General features: G+C 58.5%; 13 protein-coding genes and 2 pseudogenes. 2 read left to right on the forward strand and 13 right to left on the reverse strand.

Translation table 11 applies throughout. The features are described 5' to 3' along the window. The 3 genes from EOC93_RS28005 to EOC93_RS28015 all read right to left on the reverse strand — a co-directional run. Positions 1–569 (reverse strand): beta-ketoacyl synthase N-terminal-like domain-containing protein (locus EOC93_RS28005; RefSeq protein ID WP_281033162.1); only part of this gene is annotated, 569 nt, incomplete at its 3' end. Next, positions 570–851 (reverse strand): acyl carrier protein, encoded by a 282-nt coding sequence (locus EOC93_RS28010; RefSeq protein ID WP_029356603.1) that lies wholly within the window; start codon positions 849–851, stop codon positions 570–572. It lies immediately after the preceding gene. Positions 852–2,067: 1,216 nt separating this feature from the next. Continuing rightward, complete coding sequence (locus EOC93_RS28015; RefSeq protein ID WP_245461562.1) at positions 2,068–3,291, reverse strand: IS110 family transposase; 1,224 nt, start codon at positions 3,289–3,291, stop codon at positions 2,068–2,070. Between the two features lie 258 nt (positions 3,292–3,549). Here EOC93_RS28015 and EOC93_RS35045 point away from each other — a divergent pair. Next, positions 3,550–3,755, forward strand: a pseudogene (locus EOC93_RS35045) (integrase core domain-containing protein); the annotation flags it as partial. Positions 3,756–3,993: 238 nt separating this feature from the next. Further along, entirely contained in the window at positions 3,994–4,911 is a 918-nt protein-coding gene (locus EOC93_RS28020) for a LysR family transcriptional regulator (RefSeq protein ID WP_063170390.1), read from the forward strand. Between the two features lie 48 nt (positions 4,912–4,959). Here the strand turns inward: EOC93_RS28020 and EOC93_RS28025 are convergent, their stop codons facing one another. The 10 genes and pseudogenes from EOC93_RS28025 to EOC93_RS28070 form a co-directional block, all read right to left on the reverse strand. Beyond that, entirely contained in the window at positions 4,960–5,763 is an 804-nt protein-coding gene (locus EOC93_RS28025) for a TIM barrel protein (protein WP_029356612.1), read from the reverse strand. A gap of 164 nt (positions 5,764–5,927) precedes the next feature. Beyond that, positions 5,928–6,989, reverse strand: coding sequence for a LacI family DNA-binding transcriptional regulator (locus EOC93_RS28030; RefSeq protein ID WP_051695606.1), 1,062 nt, complete (start codon positions 6,987–6,989; stop codon positions 5,928–5,930). A 278-nt stretch (positions 6,990–7,267) separates the two neighbouring features. Beyond that, the gene (locus tag EOC93_RS28035) at positions 7,268–8,551 is read right to left on the reverse strand and encodes a dicarboxylate/amino acid:cation symporter (protein WP_280953388.1); all 1,284 of its coding nucleotides are present in this window, start codon (positions 8,549–8,551) and stop codon (positions 7,268–7,270) included. A 388-nt stretch (positions 8,552–8,939) separates the two neighbouring features. Then, positions 8,940–9,701 (reverse strand): sulfotransferase, encoded by a 762-nt coding sequence (locus EOC93_RS28040; protein ID WP_127206233.1) that lies wholly within the window; start codon positions 9,699–9,701, stop codon positions 8,940–8,942. Between the two features lie 287 nt (positions 9,702–9,988). Continuing rightward, positions 9,989–10,777: an ABC transporter permease gene (locus EOC93_RS28045; RefSeq protein WP_127206234.1), complete on the reverse strand. Its 789-nt coding sequence runs from the start codon at positions 10,775–10,777 to the stop codon at positions 9,989–9,991. Positions 10,778–10,780: 3 nt separating this feature from the next. Next, positions 10,781–11,695: a nodulation factor ABC transporter ATP-binding protein NodI gene (gene nodI, locus EOC93_RS28050; protein WP_091600619.1), complete on the reverse strand. Its 915-nt coding sequence runs from the start codon at positions 11,693–11,695 to the stop codon at positions 10,781–10,783. A gap of 261 nt (positions 11,696–11,956) precedes the next feature. After that, the gene (nodC, locus tag EOC93_RS28055; RefSeq protein ID WP_095488116.1) at positions 11,957–13,282 is read right to left on the reverse strand and encodes a chitooligosaccharide synthase NodC; all 1,326 of its coding nucleotides are present in this window, start codon (positions 13,280–13,282) and stop codon (positions 11,957–11,959) included. Between the two features lie 15 nt (positions 13,283–13,297). Continuing rightward, positions 13,298–13,957, reverse strand: a complete 660-nt coding sequence (nodB, locus tag EOC93_RS28060) for a chitooligosaccharide deacetylase NodB (RefSeq protein ID WP_091600617.1) — start codon at positions 13,955–13,957, stop codon at positions 13,298–13,300. Next, positions 13,954–14,544 carry a NodA family N-acyltransferase gene (locus tag EOC93_RS28065; protein ID WP_063169401.1) on the reverse strand — a complete coding sequence of 197 codons (591 nt, stop codon included), beginning with the start codon at positions 14,542–14,544 and terminating at the stop codon, positions 13,954–13,956. The genes nodB and EOC93_RS28065 overlap by 4 nt, the downstream gene beginning before the upstream one ends. An 853-nt stretch (positions 14,545–15,397) precedes the next feature. Further along, positions 15,398–15,630: pseudogene (locus EOC93_RS28070) on the reverse strand (beta-ACP synthase); the annotation flags it as partial.

A 15,630-nucleotide genomic window follows, 5' to 3' on the forward strand; every position in this document is an offset into this window, starting at 1 on the left:
TCGCTGCCCCCGGAAACCATTACGTCGGCCCGGCCCAGCTTGATCTGATCCACCGCCGAGGCGATCGCATGGTTGGCCGAGGCACATGCGGAGGTCACCCCGAACACCGGCCCGCGCAAGCCGAGGCGCAAGCTCACCTGGCCGGCGGCGGCGCTTGGCATCGTTTTGGGTACAGCGAGGATGCCAACTCGCCTCGCGCCGTCCAAAAGGAGGGCCCGGTAAGTTTCCTCCATTACATCCCAGCCCAAGCCGCCGACGCCCACTGTAGCGCCGAAGCGATGGGCATTCCCTTCGTCGCAGGAAAGTCCGGCCTGCCGCATGGCTTCGCGCGCTGCAAGCACGGCGAGCAAGCTGAAGCGGGCCATGGAGACGAGCTGCTTGCGATCGATGTCGTGCTCGGGCAGCGCCTTGATCTCAGCGCCGGTCATGCCCTCCAGGTCATGAAGCTCGGAATTGGCGAGCGGGCCGATGGCGGAGCGGCCTTCGCGCATCTCTTTCCACATAGAGGCGGCGTCAGTGCCCAGTCCGCACAGGCCGCCCACTCCGGTGATAACGACGCGCCTGTCCATTCAAGCCTCCTTCGCAAGCAAGCCGCGGACGGCTTCCACGACGTCGCCGACATTCTTGAGATTGGACCAGGCATCGGCCGTGTTCATGTCGATCTTGATGCCGTAGGCCTGCTCCACATCCCAGAGGACGTCCGCCAAACCCAGCGAATCGAACCCGAGCGCGTCCAGTTCCGTGGCGATTGTTATCTCGCCGACGAATGACGCAGGCATTCCCTCACCGCTCTCCGACTCGGCGCGTTTCTTGATCAGGGCAATGACGTCCGTTGCGAATTGATCGGCCATTCTGTTTCCTGTCTTTCTTTCCCGCGTTTCGACCTGGACGCGGCTCAGTTCCTGAGGCGCGCCGCGTCGCGAAAGCCACGACGCTTGTGCGTCTGACAAAGCCCAATGCTCATAAAGCCGGATCAGGTCCGGCCGGTGTGTGGCGTAGGTGCAGTATGACGATGTGAGCCGCTACACCGTGCGCGTCTCCCAGTCTGTCCATAGGCTCGGAAGAAGTCGGACAGTTTGACATGGCCGGTCAGTTGCAACTCCCTTTCCCAGCACTCCACTGCCCGGTAGAGCGCATGAAAATCTCCTTTCGGGCGGTTTCTTAAGACGCTCGCCACGCTATGAGGCAGTGGGGCATCGGTGTGCGTCAGGTGCTTCTGCCCATGCAGGATTCCAGAACATTGATGAAATCGTTTGTTTCGATGAAAGGCATCCACACTTTGGATAGTTGACCACGCGTTTCAAAGGTCGTGAACTACATCTCCTCGTTGTGCTCGACGCACTCCCGACAGAGCGCAACCTCATGGGCGCGGCATGCAGGATTAACCGAGCCCAGCCGGTCATGAGTGCGGCCGGCGCTCGGCTGCTCGATTATTTGCGCGATGAGCTCGCGACCATGTCCGCGGAGGTATTCAAACTTAACGCTGCGTCCGGGAGCTCTTGCCCTCCAGTTCGCGACGCTCTCCCGCCCATCCAGTGCTCGTTTATTTCGTCGGATAGTTTGACCCGGCTCTACCGAATCGCCGCTTCAGGATCATTCTTTCCGGTTTCGTCACGCTCGTATTTCTGCCGCGTCCTACACCGATTGGGCGCGAACAAAACTGAGCGCCTTGGAACCCGAACCCGTGCGTCGTGACCGGGAGCATCCGGGGCGAACTCATCCGCTCGGGGGCATCGCATCACCGGACGGCGACAGGCACGGTCGACCGGCATCTCGGCATCGGCTGGGAATTCGTCCATGGTCTGCATTGGCGACGCTTCCTGAGGCCACGTAGCCCTTATGCCAAGCTGGGCGCCCGGGTCGAGCGCGTAATGACGACAATTGCTTCGCTACAGGTCAAACGCTTTCCGGGCCACCTGCAAAGTCTTCACCCGGCCGTACAGCGCCCAAGACCACTGATGTGATCGACAAGAGCCTTTTTGATAAATCTGCGCTATTCTCCTGTCGCGCACGGACGACCGCGTGGCGAAGAGCAGGGTCCGAGATGAGAGCCCTGCCGCGCAGCTTCTATCGTCGCGCCTCGTTTGCGGCATCCGTGCCTACCCTCTTCGGACCTCGTGGGTTCCAACCGGCGACGAGGCGTGCATAGGCGCCCTCGGCCTGCTCCACCCAGCGGCGCTCTTCTTCCCGGTGGCTCTTTATGTTGTAGGCGTGCGCTCCCTTTTGGCCGCGCACAGCCTTGCTCCCGGCCTTGAGTTCCACATCGCGCAAGCTTCTTGGCATGCAGGGAGGGTCGAGCCCACGCGTAACTCTCGCCCTTCTCAACAGATGCCAGATCACGACAGAGAGTTTGCGTGCGGTTGCCACGGCCGCGACATGCTGTCCGCGCCGGGCTCGCACGCCGCAGGGAGAAGGCTCGCAACGGTCCGGGAGCACGAGCGGCCGCCCAGGCCGCCTCGACGAGCATGCCGCGCGCATGACCACGGCCTTGCTTGGTGATCCGCCCATGGTAGGCCGGACCTGGCCGGACTGCCGGACGCTTGGGTTCAACCCGAGATAGGTCACGAGCTTCTGCGGATCGTCGAAGCGCGACACGTCGCCGATCGCCGCCTTCATCGCCAGCGCGACGGTGATGTCGACGCCGGGAATGGTCATCAGCCGCTTCACGCCTTCATCCTCGAGAGCCGAGCGGACAAGATCGCGTTCGATGACCTGGAGGTCTTCGCCCAATCGGTCGAACTCGCGCAGATGCCCATCGATCGCGAGGCGCTCGTCCTGCGGTACGACCTGCTCGATTAACCAGGTCCGACCCTTGGCGCCGCACAGGTCGGCATGCGGGCAGGACGGGATCAGGTGGCTATGAAGGATCGACTGGATGACGCTCTTCAATCGAGATCTCTGTCGGACAATCTGATTGCGCCGTGTCACCTGTCGACGCAGAGCCTGCGTCGGCTCGTCCGCAATCCAGACTTCTGGCAAGAAGCCGCTGGCATAGAGCTGCGCAAGAACGTCGGCGTCGATCGTCGTTTTGATCTTGGCATAGGCAACGATAAACACCTGTTTCGGGTTGGCGATCCCCACCTTCTTCACATGCGGCGCAACCACAGCTGCAGCGGACGTCGCGTTGCCGGTGGCCTCGATCACCCCGACATCGTTCGGCGACAGCTTCGCGGCGAACGCCGCCAGCAGATCGCGCCGCATGTCGACGCGGCCGAGTCGCCTGAACCTGCCCTCCTCCCATGCCACTGCTTCGGCGAAGGCGCGGTGAATATCCAGTCCGATGATAAGCATGCCCGTTCCTCCTTCTTGGCTCGGTCAAAGACGGGAGCTGGCGGGCAACACGACATCTACTGATCCGCGCTCGCAGCGCATCCGGGAAAGTCGCGAGGGGCGGCCATGTAACGAGCTCGGGCTCTCAGCCCACGGTCTATTGACGGCCTGCCTGCACCTTTGTGCTCCCGGTGCCCCACGTCCCGGATGGGCTCACCATAAGGGCGTTCCAAAACAAGAACAGCAGGACGAAAAGGCACCACAGATCACATACCGGATAGCGGCAAGGCCAAGCGCTTCGTTCAGACAGGCTTGCGCCAATGGGCTTAGGCCGAGCCTACAACAGCTCTCAAAAACGCTGCCGGACTGCTGCATTGGCTTCGCCGATACAATTGGCACAGGCCTCACGGCAGCTTAGGATCAAACCGCCCATCAGTCGCCTCGGACTGGAAGGGTGCACCCTATTAGGTTCCACGCCTAGCTAGGTCGGGGCCGCCGAAGACGCTGGTTGATAGCCCGGCGCCATCGGCCCGGCGTTTCAAACTGCCAATCTCTGACCTGCACAGTACGAACGATTGCTCGCTTCGGCAGATCACGCGGCTCATATGTCGGACCTTTACGTCATCCATCATAAACTTTTTGCGACAAAAGATTGCAAGAATGCTAAATTGTTAAAGTCGTTTGTTTCGGTTAAAGGCATCCATCCCATGGATGGCTGATGACATGCGTTTCAAAGGACTTGATCTAAATCTCCTCGTTGTGCTCGACGCACTCCTGACGGAGCGTAATCTCTCGGCGGCGGCACGCAGGATCAACCTGAGTCAGCCCGCCATGAGTGCGGCCGTCGCCCGACTGCGCGATTATTTCCGCGATGAACTGTTTACGATAAGAGGTCGCGAACGATTTCTAACCCCGCGTGCGGCAGCATTTGCCCCCGCAGTTCGCGACGCTCTCCAGCACATCCAGTGCTCGATTATTTCTTCGGATCCGTTTGACCCAGCTCGAGCCGATCGCCTCTTCAGGATCATTCTTTCCGATTTCGTCACGCTCGTGTTTTTCGAAAAGCTTGTGGAGCGTATTTCACGGGAAGCCCCCGCCGTCAGCTTCGAACTGCTGCCTGTCGACGATAGCCCCGATGAGCTTCTCCGGCGCGGTGACGTCGATTTTCTAATTCTACCGGATATGTTCACGTCGAGTGTGCATTCAAGCGTTGCGCTGTTTGACGAGAAGCTCGTGTGCGTAGGCTGTCCCACAAACAAGCAGCTGCCACAGCAGCTTACATTCGAGAGATACATGTCGATGAGGCACGTCGCGGTCAGGTTCGGGCGTACGATGAAGCCGTCTATCGAGGAATGGTTTTTGCTTGAGCATGGCCTTAAGAGACGTGTCGAGGTCGCCGTGCAGGGCTTCAGCATGATTCCACCTATGGTGTCCGGCACAGCTCGTATAGCGACCATGCCCTTACGGCTGGTCAGGCATTTCGAAAAAACGTTCCCCCTGCGGGTTATCGAACTTCCGCTGCCATTTCCCACATTCACCGAGACCCTCCAATGGCCGGCCCTCCACAATAGCGATCCGGCAAGCATCTGGATGCGGGAGATAATGATACAGGAGGCATCTCGGATGGCTGCCCCGCTGTGAACCCACGGAAAATTCAGGCGCACCTATAGTCACTACTCCTGTCACCATCTACTCTGACGACAATAGCCCTCGCCGGATAAAGTCGATGCTGGCGGCAAGTGCGCCTGCGAGATCGTCCAGAGAATGGACTTCCTCGACCAGCTCGAACGAGAAAGGTCCCGCGTAGCCGCCATCCAGCAGCGCCTGAATCTGGCTGCCATTGTCGGAACCTGCAAGAAAGCGATCGGGGTAAATCCAGAAGGTCGGGTCGTTTACGCTTGAAATGTGCACCAGGCCGGTAAGCTCGCAGAACAGGCATGTCTCCCCGGCCAGGGTGTGGTGGAACGTGTCGTGCACGAGGCGAAAGACGGACTGGCCATCAACCGCGGCAACGGCCTCGGCCGCTTCCTTCTTTGATCGAAGCGAGCAGGTTCGGAAACCCAGCGGCTCGATGAGACCGATCAGACCCCGCGACTGGAGGATTGGCTTGATCTCGTTTAGAGCGAAACGAAGATTGTCCTGGCGCTCGCTATTGGTGGGCCACGAGCTGCGGTTGGCCGGCACCAACACGAGCGTCTCCGCCCCGCACGCCGTCGCATAATCGGCGAGGTTGCTTGCCTCGGCCTGACGCGTTGGAGTCCAGTCGTTGAACCGCTGCAAGGCGTTGACAGAGATGATCGTGACGCCCGCTTCGGTAGCGGCAAACCGAACGTCCGCAGCCGGAATGCCGCGTGCGACAGGATTGCTGAAATGAGGGTAACGGATTTGGACGTCGGTCAGGCCTTGGTCACGGGCAAGCGCGAAAAGCGCACTGACGTCAAGGCGGGGCGCCGCCATGTGATCGAGTGCAAAGCGGGGCGATACCTGGCGCATTGCTTGACTTTCCTTCCATGAAGCGCGGCTGCCATTTCGGCATCCGGCTTCTTTCAAGACGGAACCACGCCGGTTCACAGATCGGACAGAGACGGCCGAGTCAATCGAGCTTTCCTTTCATCGGTGAAAGGAAAATGGGCGCTCATGATAGAAATCCATCAAGGTCAAATATTTTCCGGAAGATAAATGTCGAACGGCAGAAATGTCTGCCCCGGGCTCTCCGCGACGCCGGCTTTGATGGCCCGCTCCATTGCCATTATCAGCTCCTGGCAAAGTCGGCGCATTGGCGTGCCGACCGCCATCGTCAAGATGTCATCCGCAAGCGCCCCACGTGACTGCGGCGTCATTTCACTCACGATCGCGACGAGATCCTGACCGCTCCCCTCTTCTCGGAGCGCGGAAATTGCCCCCTCTATCCCCCCGCCGGCCATATAGAAGCCGACGAGCTCTGGTTCCCGCTGCATAAGATCCAGCAATTTTTCGTAAGTGAGCTGCCGTTCATCAAGGTTCACGAGCGCATCAAGCACCTCGAATTTTGGCGCGTTCTCACGAAAATACGCACGAAAGGCCGTTTCCCGCGTCGCATGCGCCTGGAAGCGATGGCTTCCGACAAACACCGCCACCTTGCCGGGCCGTTTTGCGGCCTTGGAAAACACCCAAGCGGCAGTCCGTCCGACCTTGCTGTTGTTGAGGCCGATGTAGCCCTCGCGCACGCCATCGGCGAAGTCGGATAGCAGCGAAAATACCGGGATACCTTTCGCCTTGAGCTCCTCGACTGATGCTGTGATTTTCGGGTGATCGGCCGCCACCATGGCGATCGCCTGGCAGCGGCTCCCAAGGTCCTTAAGAAGCGGGAGCAGGTCACGCGGCAAATGTGACTGCGCGAACTCGATGATCGGAAGGCCGTGGAAGGATTTAGCCATACTGACCGACTCTTCGATCTTGCGAGCGAAATCTTGGTAGAAATCGTGGGTAGGTTTTCTCAAGATGAAGCCCAGCTTGTAGTGCGGCAGGTGCTGCTGCAAGCGCTGTTTGATGAGACCGGCAGCATGATAGCCGATCGCGTGCGCGGCCGCATGGACCCGCTGGGCGGTCTCCTCTCGCACTGGAAGGCGGACGTTCAGAACCCGATCGACTGTTGCTACGCTGACTCCGGCTTCGCGGGCGAGATCGGCAATTGTGACGCGCTTTCCCCTAGCGATTCTGATCGGCCGGTCCTCCATCATCCGGTGCGCTCCCGCGACGGCTTGGGGCGGCAAGCTGAAATAGTTCCCACACCCGGCGGTTGATAGCGCATTCGACGAACAGCGCTCCATGCGCACCCAGATGAGTTTCCGTGAACCGTTCGTTTGCTTAGGGGCTTCATGGTGTTGTATTACTCACTGCGTTAGTACTCTATTTCCAGCGCTCTTTGGAGGCTGGCAATTCGACTGTTGTGGCAAGGCCGCGACTTACACGTCGGGCTGTTGCGATTTTGCTTGCGGGGAGCCAGTTTGATGTAACCCTAACCGCGGAAAGCGGCTTCCATCCGTGACTGGTCCAATTCGCCTTCCCAGCGAGCGACAACGAGCGATGCCACCGCATTACCGACTAAATTCGTCAGCGCGCGGCATTCCGACATGAAGCGGTCCACGCCAAGAATTAGAGCCATTCCGGCAACGGGAACACTCGGCACGACAGAGAGAGTAGCGGCCAATGTGATGAAGCCGGCGCCGGTGACGCCTGCCGCACCCTTCGAGGAAAGCATCGCAATTAGCAGCAGGAGGATCTGATCGGCAATTGACAAATCTGTGTTCGTCGCCTGCGCGATGAAGAGGGCGGCGATCGTCATGTAGATATTGGTACCGTCCAGATTGAATGAGTATCCAGTAGGGATGACGAGACTTACGACCGAACGCGCGGCGCCGGCCTTCTCCATCTTCTCCATGAGCGAGGGCAGCGCGGCCTCCGAGGAGGACGTTGCCAGGACAAGCAGCAGCTCGTCCTTGATGTAGCGGACAAGAGAAAAGATCGAGAAGCCGTTGTAGCGGCAGACCGCGCCGAGAACCCCGAACACGAAGAGGAAGGCGGTAAGATAGAACGTCGCGACCAGTATCGTGAGGTTGGCCACCGAACCGATTCCGTATTTGCCGATCGTAAAGGCCATTGCGCCGAAGGCGCCGATGGGTGCAGCCTTCATCAGAATGCCGACGAGCTTAAAAATGGGGGCGGTAAGCGCCTGGAGAAAGGTAACGACCGGCCTGCTCGTCTCTCCGGTCATCGCCAAAGCAATGCCGAACAGGACCGAGAAGAACAAGACTTGCAGGATGTCGCCTTCCGCGAAGGCACTGGCAATCGTTGACGGGATGATGTTCATCAGGAAGCTGGTCACGGACTGCTCGTGAGCCGTGGCCACATAGCCCTTAACGGCTTGGACATCGAGCGAGGCCGGATCGATGTTGAGGCCGGCGCCAGGCTGAACGATATTCGCGACAATCAGTCCGACAACGAGTGCAAGCGTCGAGAATGTGAGGAAATAAACCATCGCCTTGGCGGCAACTCGGCCGACCTTCTGCAGATCGCTCATGCCGGCAATGCCGGTCGCAATTGTCAGGAAGATGACAGGTGCGATAATCATCTTGACGACTTTGATGAAGGCATCGCCGAGCGGCTTCAGGCTCTGGCCGGTTTCCGGATAGAGATAGCCAATTGCGGCACCCAGGACTATGGCGGCAAGCACCTGCACGTAGGTCCGGGCAAAATGGCGCTTGCGGGGCGCTGCGATCGCGCGGGGGACTTTTGGAACCAACACCGTTTCTCTCTCCCTGACCGGATCGGGGTGGGGGCTCCTCCTTCTCCCATGCTGCGCTCCGGTCGAGCGCTGCTGTCATCTCGGAGCAAGCGCCGTGCCAACTGGAGGCCTGTCCCGTCCAGCGAGATTGGTGCGGGTTGCGCACTGGAACCCTCCACCTTTGCCGGAATTTGCACTCAAGGCTCGCCAAAGATCGCGTGAAGAAGTGCTTCGCCAGAGAGGGAATTGACCAGGTCGCCTTGCGGCCGTGCCTTTGATGTTCGCCGCAGATCGAATGCCGGCCGATATCTGTCGTCTTGGTGACTTTGGTTGGTCAGTTTTGCGACGGAATGCGCGCAAACTGTAGGATATCCTACACGCCCATCAGAGCACGCGGGACAAGCGATTAAGCGTAGGAGCGCATCGAATCTCCGAGGTCAAAAAATCTTGAATAAGGTCCGCGTGCGAAGTGAATCCGCAACTCGTCAAAGTTCTCCACCGTTTGATCCAGCGGTCGCGTTTCCTGGCGCTGCAGGATGGCGTTATCTGATGGCTCAAGCGCTGGAACGCCCAGGAAATCCCAAACCGCTCCCAAGCATTGGGCAGGTTCATGAAGAAGGCTCTCGTATTCCATTACAAGCAGGTTGGTCGACGTGAAGGAGTCCATAACGCGAGCGTGAAAATCGTCGGCGGCTTTGAAATAAGCCTCACAGTCAGCGATTGACAACCTGACGCTCGGTGGCCGAGCGGTATCGTTGTCCGAGCTGAACTTCAGCCACTGACCGCTTTCCCTGGCCTGCACAAAGGATCGGAGCGATTCCAATACGTTTCGGCGAACAACGAGGATGACCTTGAGTGCTGGCCAACGAGCTAATTCCGCAAAGAATGCTGGACGCTCGCGAAACTGAGGTTCATTGATCTTGCAGCCAAGATGCGTCACATTCTTGTAGTCGCGCATAGGGCAGCGCACATAGGCAAGCTCAAGAAGCTCGCGATCCGTGCCTAGCAGGCGATCCGTGCTGGGCCAATTGGGATCATATTCGTTTAGCAACTCACCGTTACTCAAAACGGTCGGATGCTCGTTTAGCAATTCTTCTAAATAGTGTGTTCCGGTCCTTGGCATAGCAAGGATCACAAAAGGCTTAGGAGTTGGTTCGTTGTGGGTCATTGCATGTGTATCCAACTAAATAATGGCCGCGACGGTCTGGGGACGCGCACAAGAAGCTTGGCTGCTATCGCTTGAACGCTCCGGGTGGGTCCGCGCCTCACCACCCAGCCTGTACTCCGAGGTGTGGTCGCGAAGATGGGCGCGTGCCTGCAGCGGCTGGGTGGCGCCCGGCTTCGGCGTTGTTGTACCACTCGCGATTCCTGGCACACGCATGCCTCCGGGCCGCTGTGGGCAGTTTGCAATCCGGCATTGCGGACCTCCTTCTCGTTGATGGGCGTAGGTAAGCGTCAACGCATTAGTCGTCGATGAAACAGTCCAGCCGACACAAAAAAAGGCAATACAGCGAACATGCAAAGTGAGCCTATATGCAGCCCTACATTGTCGCCCAGGCGGCCGAGCATCACCGGACGGATTAGATCGATAGAATTCGCCAGCGGCGAGAAGGCCGCAATCTGCTGAAACACTCCTGGCAATTGGCCGACTGGAAAAACCGCGCCCGAAAGGAACAGCATAGGTGTGATGACAAGCGTCTGATAGAAAATAAAATAGTGATAACTGGGCGCGAGCGCGATGACGAGCATGGCCAGGCTCGCAAAGGCGAACCCGGTGAGAGCGATGACCGGCAGCACGTAGAGAACCGACGTCCACGCGGCATAACCTAGCGCGGCGGCAACAATCGCAATTGTCGTACCGGCCAGAAAGGCCTTTGTGGCTGCCCAGGTCAATTCACCGAGAACGATGTCGCCGAGGGTAAGTTGTGTGTGCAAGATTGCTTCCCAAGTGCCCTGATCGCGCATTCGACCGAAAACCGCGTAAATTGTTTCGAAGGTCGATGCTGTCATCGCGCTTGTCGCAACCATGCCGGCTGCCAGAAAAGCGATGTAGGATGCACCTTCGATGCGGCCTACCAACAGTCCAAGGCCAGTGCCGAGCCCGAAAAGGTAAATCATCGGATCAGCAAGGGTGCCGAGCATTGAAGCAAATGCCACCTTCTTCCATGCCAAATGATTGCGGCGCCACACCGCGATCCAGTTCCAGGCGTTGGCGGGTAGAGCGGCCGCAAGACGTTCACCCATTGCTCACTTCTCCATCTCACGTCCGGTTAGCCGCAAGAAAACGTCCTCCAGACTGGGTGGACGCTCCAGAATACGCAGACCCGCTCGACCGCGAAGCTGGATGCGCACATCCTCCGGATCAGGCGCATAGCAAAAGAGCGTCTCGCCGCTTACCTCGATACGCTGAACGTACGGCCTGATCAGCGAAATCAGCTCCTGTGGATTGCCGCCGAAGATCTCGATCACGTTGCACCCAATGTACTCGTCGATCAGCGCATGAGGACTGCCCTCGGCGATCTTGCGTCCCCGCTCGAGAACACACAGCCGATCACAAAGCCGCTCAGCCTCTTCCATGAAATGGGTGGTCAAAATGATCGTTTTTCCGCTCGCCAGCAGGAAACGAAGTCGCTCCCAGATCAGATGGCGGGCATGCGGGTCGAGGCCGGTCGTGGGCTCATCCATCACAAGCAACTGGGGGTCGTTGATCAGAGCACGTGCCAGCGTCAGGCGCCGCTTCATCCCGCCGGATAGCAGGCCGACACGTGAATCCGCCTTGCTCTCAAGGCGAGCGAACTCGAGGAGCCGTGGGATGACGGCGTTGATCTCTCTTGTTCTCATGCCGAAGTAGCGCCCGAACACCAACAGGTTCTCACGTACCGTAAATTCCAGGTCGAGATTGTCGAACTGCGGGACCACGCCTATGCCCTTGCGGGCCAAGCGGCTGCGTGCCGGCACTGGTAGACCGAGGACTGTTATATCACCCGCGTCAGGCCGGGTCATACCGAGGAGCATACGCGCAATCGTGCTCTTGCCTGCGCCGTTCGGCCCCAGCAGACCGAAGCACTCTCCCGATGCAACGGTGAAGGACAGCCCGTCCACAACGAGCTTGTTTCCGAATAATTTGGTTACGCCGGTAAGGTCGATTGCTACATTGGACATGCGTCTATCTCAAGCGGAATGAGTCCGATTGGCCACCGGCAGCTTACTTACGAATCTGGTTCAGAGCAGGCCACCGCCTTGAGATGGCACCTTTGGATAGTCGCGGCCGGAGCGACGCGTGTATCGCTTCCGCCAAAGAATTAACGTCAAGATGCCACGTGTCGCTTCCAGATAGTTCCCGTTCTGACCATAGGTAACTCGACAAGCTTCACCACGTGTCGACTGACACAACTTACTCGGTCACCCGGCGCTGCAAGGCCGTCAGACTTCACCAGCTGTGAGCGAAAGATCTGCAGTATGAAGTGACTCGGCAATTCCAGAATTGCCCGCAGCATTTGCTCCGGCAAGCGGCATCGCGCTTGTGATTTCCTTTGTGCTTCTGTTGGGCAGGGGAACACTTTTACGCGACAGCCAATCGCTATTGCTCAATGTACACAGGGCGTAAGCCTTCAAGGGGATCAACAGGAATATCCTGATTAACGCGTGCATTGAATAGCCGATGAATCGAAGCTGCCGAGTGCGGAAAGATAACACCGTAGATCTGATTATGGTCATGGTGACAATAGCCAGCACCGTCCACCAATTTACTGTATGTGAAAATAGTAGCTCACCGAGCGCCGTTACTACCGCGATGCCGAGCAACAATGGGCCGAGATTCTCTCCCATCACATCCAAAGTTAGATAGCGATCCAGGCCACGCAGTAGACCTCGCGCAAGCATCGTGTCCCGGAAAGTGCTCCGTGCCCAGCGGAGTTGTTGGCGCAAATAAGGTCCCATCTTGTCCGGAACGACTGTCGCCGCGACGGCACCTGGAACGTACTCGGTTCGAAAGCCTGCTTTCAGCATGAGGATCGTAAGATGACGGTCTTCACCGAAGTCGCTTGGTTTCCCCCTGAACAGCTGCGTCTCGTATTGATCCAGCAGAGAAAGGAGACAAGACCGGCGGTACATTGCACATGGGCCGCAGCAGCACATGACCGCACCAAAGCGACCTTGCGCCGCGCGCTCCTCATTGCAAGCCAGCCAGTATTCCATATCGATCAATCGGGTCAACCAAGTGTCGCTGCGGTTGTATGCCGTCAGCTGGCCCATGGCCGCTCCGACCATGGGATCCCGCATTTTTACTGCAAGCTTCGTGATCACGTCGGACGCAAGTGTCGTGTCAGAGTCGACGCTGAGCACGAAATCTCCAGATGAGCGGCGGATGGCGGCGATCTGCGCCTTGCGTTTGCCAACATTCTCGCGGAGCAGAATGAAATTGAATCTCGGGTCGCCCTCGTAGGCGTGATGTACCGGGATGACGGCATTACGATTTCCAGAACCGTCGTCAACCAGATAGACCTGAAATGTTCCGGCGTAATCTTGAATTGCGATGGAAGCTAAACACGCCGCGAGTGTGCGCGGGTCCTCATTGTAGCAGGGGATGATGACATCCACGCTCGGCCAACGGTCGGATCCGAACAAGCTTTCCGACGGCGGCGTAACATTTTCCGGTTGGGAGTAGACCGCTTGCATGCCTCTGTAAACAGTCGAGAGCACCGCATAAGACGAAACGGCAACAGTACTGGCTGTGGTGAGAAGGTCCATAGGATCTCTGTTTGTTCAGGGATGTTGAGGAAGTGATCGGATTACAAATCCGCGGCCGTGCAATTCTGGAATTAGGCGTGACAACGCTGTCACCGTCTGGTCGCGCAGACTGGCTTGATTGCCTGGTTGCAATTCGTCGGGAGCGCACCCGTCGTGCAACAGCACGATTGCGCCCGGCCGGATATCGGCGAGCACTCTGTCGACGATGGCGTCAACGCCGGGGCGAGACCAGTCGCGTGGATCAATGGACCAATGGACGGGCGCCAATGCCGCACCCGCTGATGCAGCGATTACTTCTTCGGTCCAGATGCCATACGGTGCACGAAAGTACCGAACCATGGCCTGCGGGCAAGCCATCCCTATGACTCTGTTTGCCTCAACTATCTGGCGGTCGACTTCGACGGGCCCGCATTTAGCCAGGTCCGGATGAGTCATCGTGTGGTTGGCTATACCGTGCCCGTCTGTAATAATTCGGCGAACGAGTTCCGGCTCGTCGGCCGCGTAGGCCCCAACAACGAAGAAGGTCGCCGGCACCTGATGTTGCGCCAGCACATTGAGTATCTGCGGTGTGAAAAATGAATTGGGACCGTCGTCAAACGTCAGATAGACGCTGCGCTCTGCAATGCCATCGGCATTGTCACTCTGCCCTTCGCATATGTAGTCCAGAGGCTTCATAGTTCCGGACCGTTCCGGTCGATCAGGGTACCGGACGGCCACTCGTCCATCGAGCGTCCGATCGGCGAAACCAACACGAGTACGTCTTCCAGGCGCGTGGGCGGCAGGTCGGGATGCACGTCTGGACGGGTCGACCGTACGCGAACGCCCGACACAATGTTCGCGAGGCCGGCTCTGCAGAATCTTTCGACATGGTTTCGCAGCGCGTGCCGAACCGTGCCGAAAGCGAATGGAACACCCAACTGATGGAGCACTGGGTACGCCACGCGCATCGAAAAACCGATTCCGAGCCCTTCAAGATCCGGACGAACCGCGTACAGGCCCAATTCAGCGACGATCAAGTCGACCTCGCCAACTTTGATGAAGCGCCGCAGCATGCCGATGTGAGCCGCTACCCCATGCGCGTCGTAGCCGATTGCGCGGAATTCCGGCCTCGCGCCGGCCCAACTGCGGCCGCCTTCGAATGGCTCCGCGTTGAAGGCGCCAGTCCGTCCATAGGTCTTTCGAAAAAAGTCGGAGAGTTCGACATGGTCGGCCAGTTGCAACTCATTTTCCCAGCACAACTTCCACTCGACATTCGGGCGCATGGAAGACCTCACCTTGTAGCTGTCTGGTTGAGATAAATGTCCAAGCATTGGTTAAATAATTGGTGTCGCGCCAACGCGGCGTAACTTGTGGAGACCGCCGAAAGACCAAGCCGCAATGCAGATGCGACTGACTTTGTACGCCCCGCACACCAGATGATGCTCCTCGGATCCAACGCAACCATCGGAACTACCTATCTTTCCAACTTGAAGCGCTTCTATGGGACCTGCAGCAAAAACGGTAAAATCCTTTGTTTAGATGAAAGGTATCCACGCTTTGGATAACTGGGCGAATGCGTTCCATATGGCTGGTCAATTATCGTCGTCACGCTCGAGGCACTTCTGACGAAGCGCAAAGCTCACGACCGCGGCACGCGCGGCCGTTGCCGGGCCGCGCGATTATCTCCGTAAGAGCCGAGCGGAGCTCAGACACGACGATTGATCAGAATCTGATTCGCGGGTTCAGTATCTTTTTCGTGTATCCAGCTCTGGGCTGTCCTTTGGCGGGAGTTAGGTTCGCCCAGGTTCTGAGCCTGGGGCGTCGGCCCGTTCGCCGCACAGGCTCCTTCGCACATCGTCGAGGCCGAGAAAGAGGTGGCCACACAGCTCCCCCTGTACTTTCCACCACCCGACACCAGAGCTCACCCAGGGCGCCGGCCTTGCTCACCTCAACGGATAGCGCACTCGCGCCGCTTCACGATTAAAAGAATTCTACAAGCAGATGCCTGTTTGATCGTGAGACGTCCGCTGCCAATTCCCGCATCGCAGAGGCAGCCAATAGCGCTCGCTTCACATAGTGGTCCGGCAAGCAGCTAGATACGACAGGTGACCTCAAATGAGGCGTCTTGCATGGCTTCTAAATCTGCCTGAATGCCAGAACTGCGTTCGTGCCGCCCATGGCGAAGGCGTTGCTCATGGCGACGCGCACCTTGCGCTCGCGCGGCACATTGGGCGTGATGTCAAGGTCGCAAGCGGGATCTGGCTCGCGATAGTTGGCGGTCGGCGGCACGACGTCCTCTTGGATTGCCATCACGCAGGCGATCATTTCAAGCGCGCTCGCTGCGCCGAGGCAATGCGCGTGCGTGGACT

Origin of the sequence: Mesorhizobium sp. M6A.T.Ce.TU.002.03.1.1 (assembly GCF_003997275.1) — a bacterium.
Lineage (GTDB): Bacteria > Pseudomonadota > Alphaproteobacteria > Rhizobiales > Rhizobiaceae > Mesorhizobium > Mesorhizobium mediterraneum.

Coding starts and splice junctions, on each gene's coding strand:
- EOC93_RS28045 (WP_127206234.1), bottom strand. CDS start 10,777: ATGGGTGAACGTCTTGCGGCCGCTCTACCCGCCAACGCCTGGAACTGG.
- nodC (WP_095488116.1), bottom strand. CDS start 13,282: ATGGACCTTCTCACCACAGCCAGTACTGTTGCCGTTTCGTCTTATGCG.
- nodI (WP_091600619.1), bottom strand. CDS start 11,695: ATGTCCAATGTAGCAATCGACCTTACCGGCGTAACCAAATTATTCGGA.
- EOC93_RS28065 (WP_063169401.1), bottom strand. CDS start 14,544: ATGCGCCCGAATGTCGAGTGGAAGTTGTGCTGGGAAAATGAGTTGCAA.
- EOC93_RS28020 (WP_063170390.1), top strand. CDS start 3,994: ATGCGTTTCAAAGGACTTGATCTAAATCTCCTCGTTGTGCTCGACGCA.
- EOC93_RS28015 (WP_245461562.1), bottom strand. CDS start 3,291: ATGCTTATCATCGGACTGGATATTCACCGCGCCTTCGCCGAAGCAGTG.
- EOC93_RS28040 (WP_127206233.1), bottom strand. CDS start 9,701: ATGACCCACAACGAACCAACTCCTAAGCCTTTTGTGATCCTTGCTATG.
- EOC93_RS28030 (WP_051695606.1), bottom strand. CDS start 6,989: ATGATGGAGGACCGGCCGATCAGAATCGCTAGGGGAAAGCGCGTCACA.
- EOC93_RS28025 (WP_029356612.1), bottom strand. CDS start 5,763: ATGCGCCAGGTATCGCCCCGCTTTGCACTCGATCACATGGCGGCGCCC.
- EOC93_RS28010 (WP_029356603.1), bottom strand. CDS start 851: ATGGCCGATCAATTCGCAACGGACGTCATTGCCCTGATCAAGAAACGC.
- nodB (WP_091600617.1), bottom strand. CDS start 13,957: ATGAAGCCTCTGGACTACATATGCGAAGGGCAGAGTGACAATGCCGAT.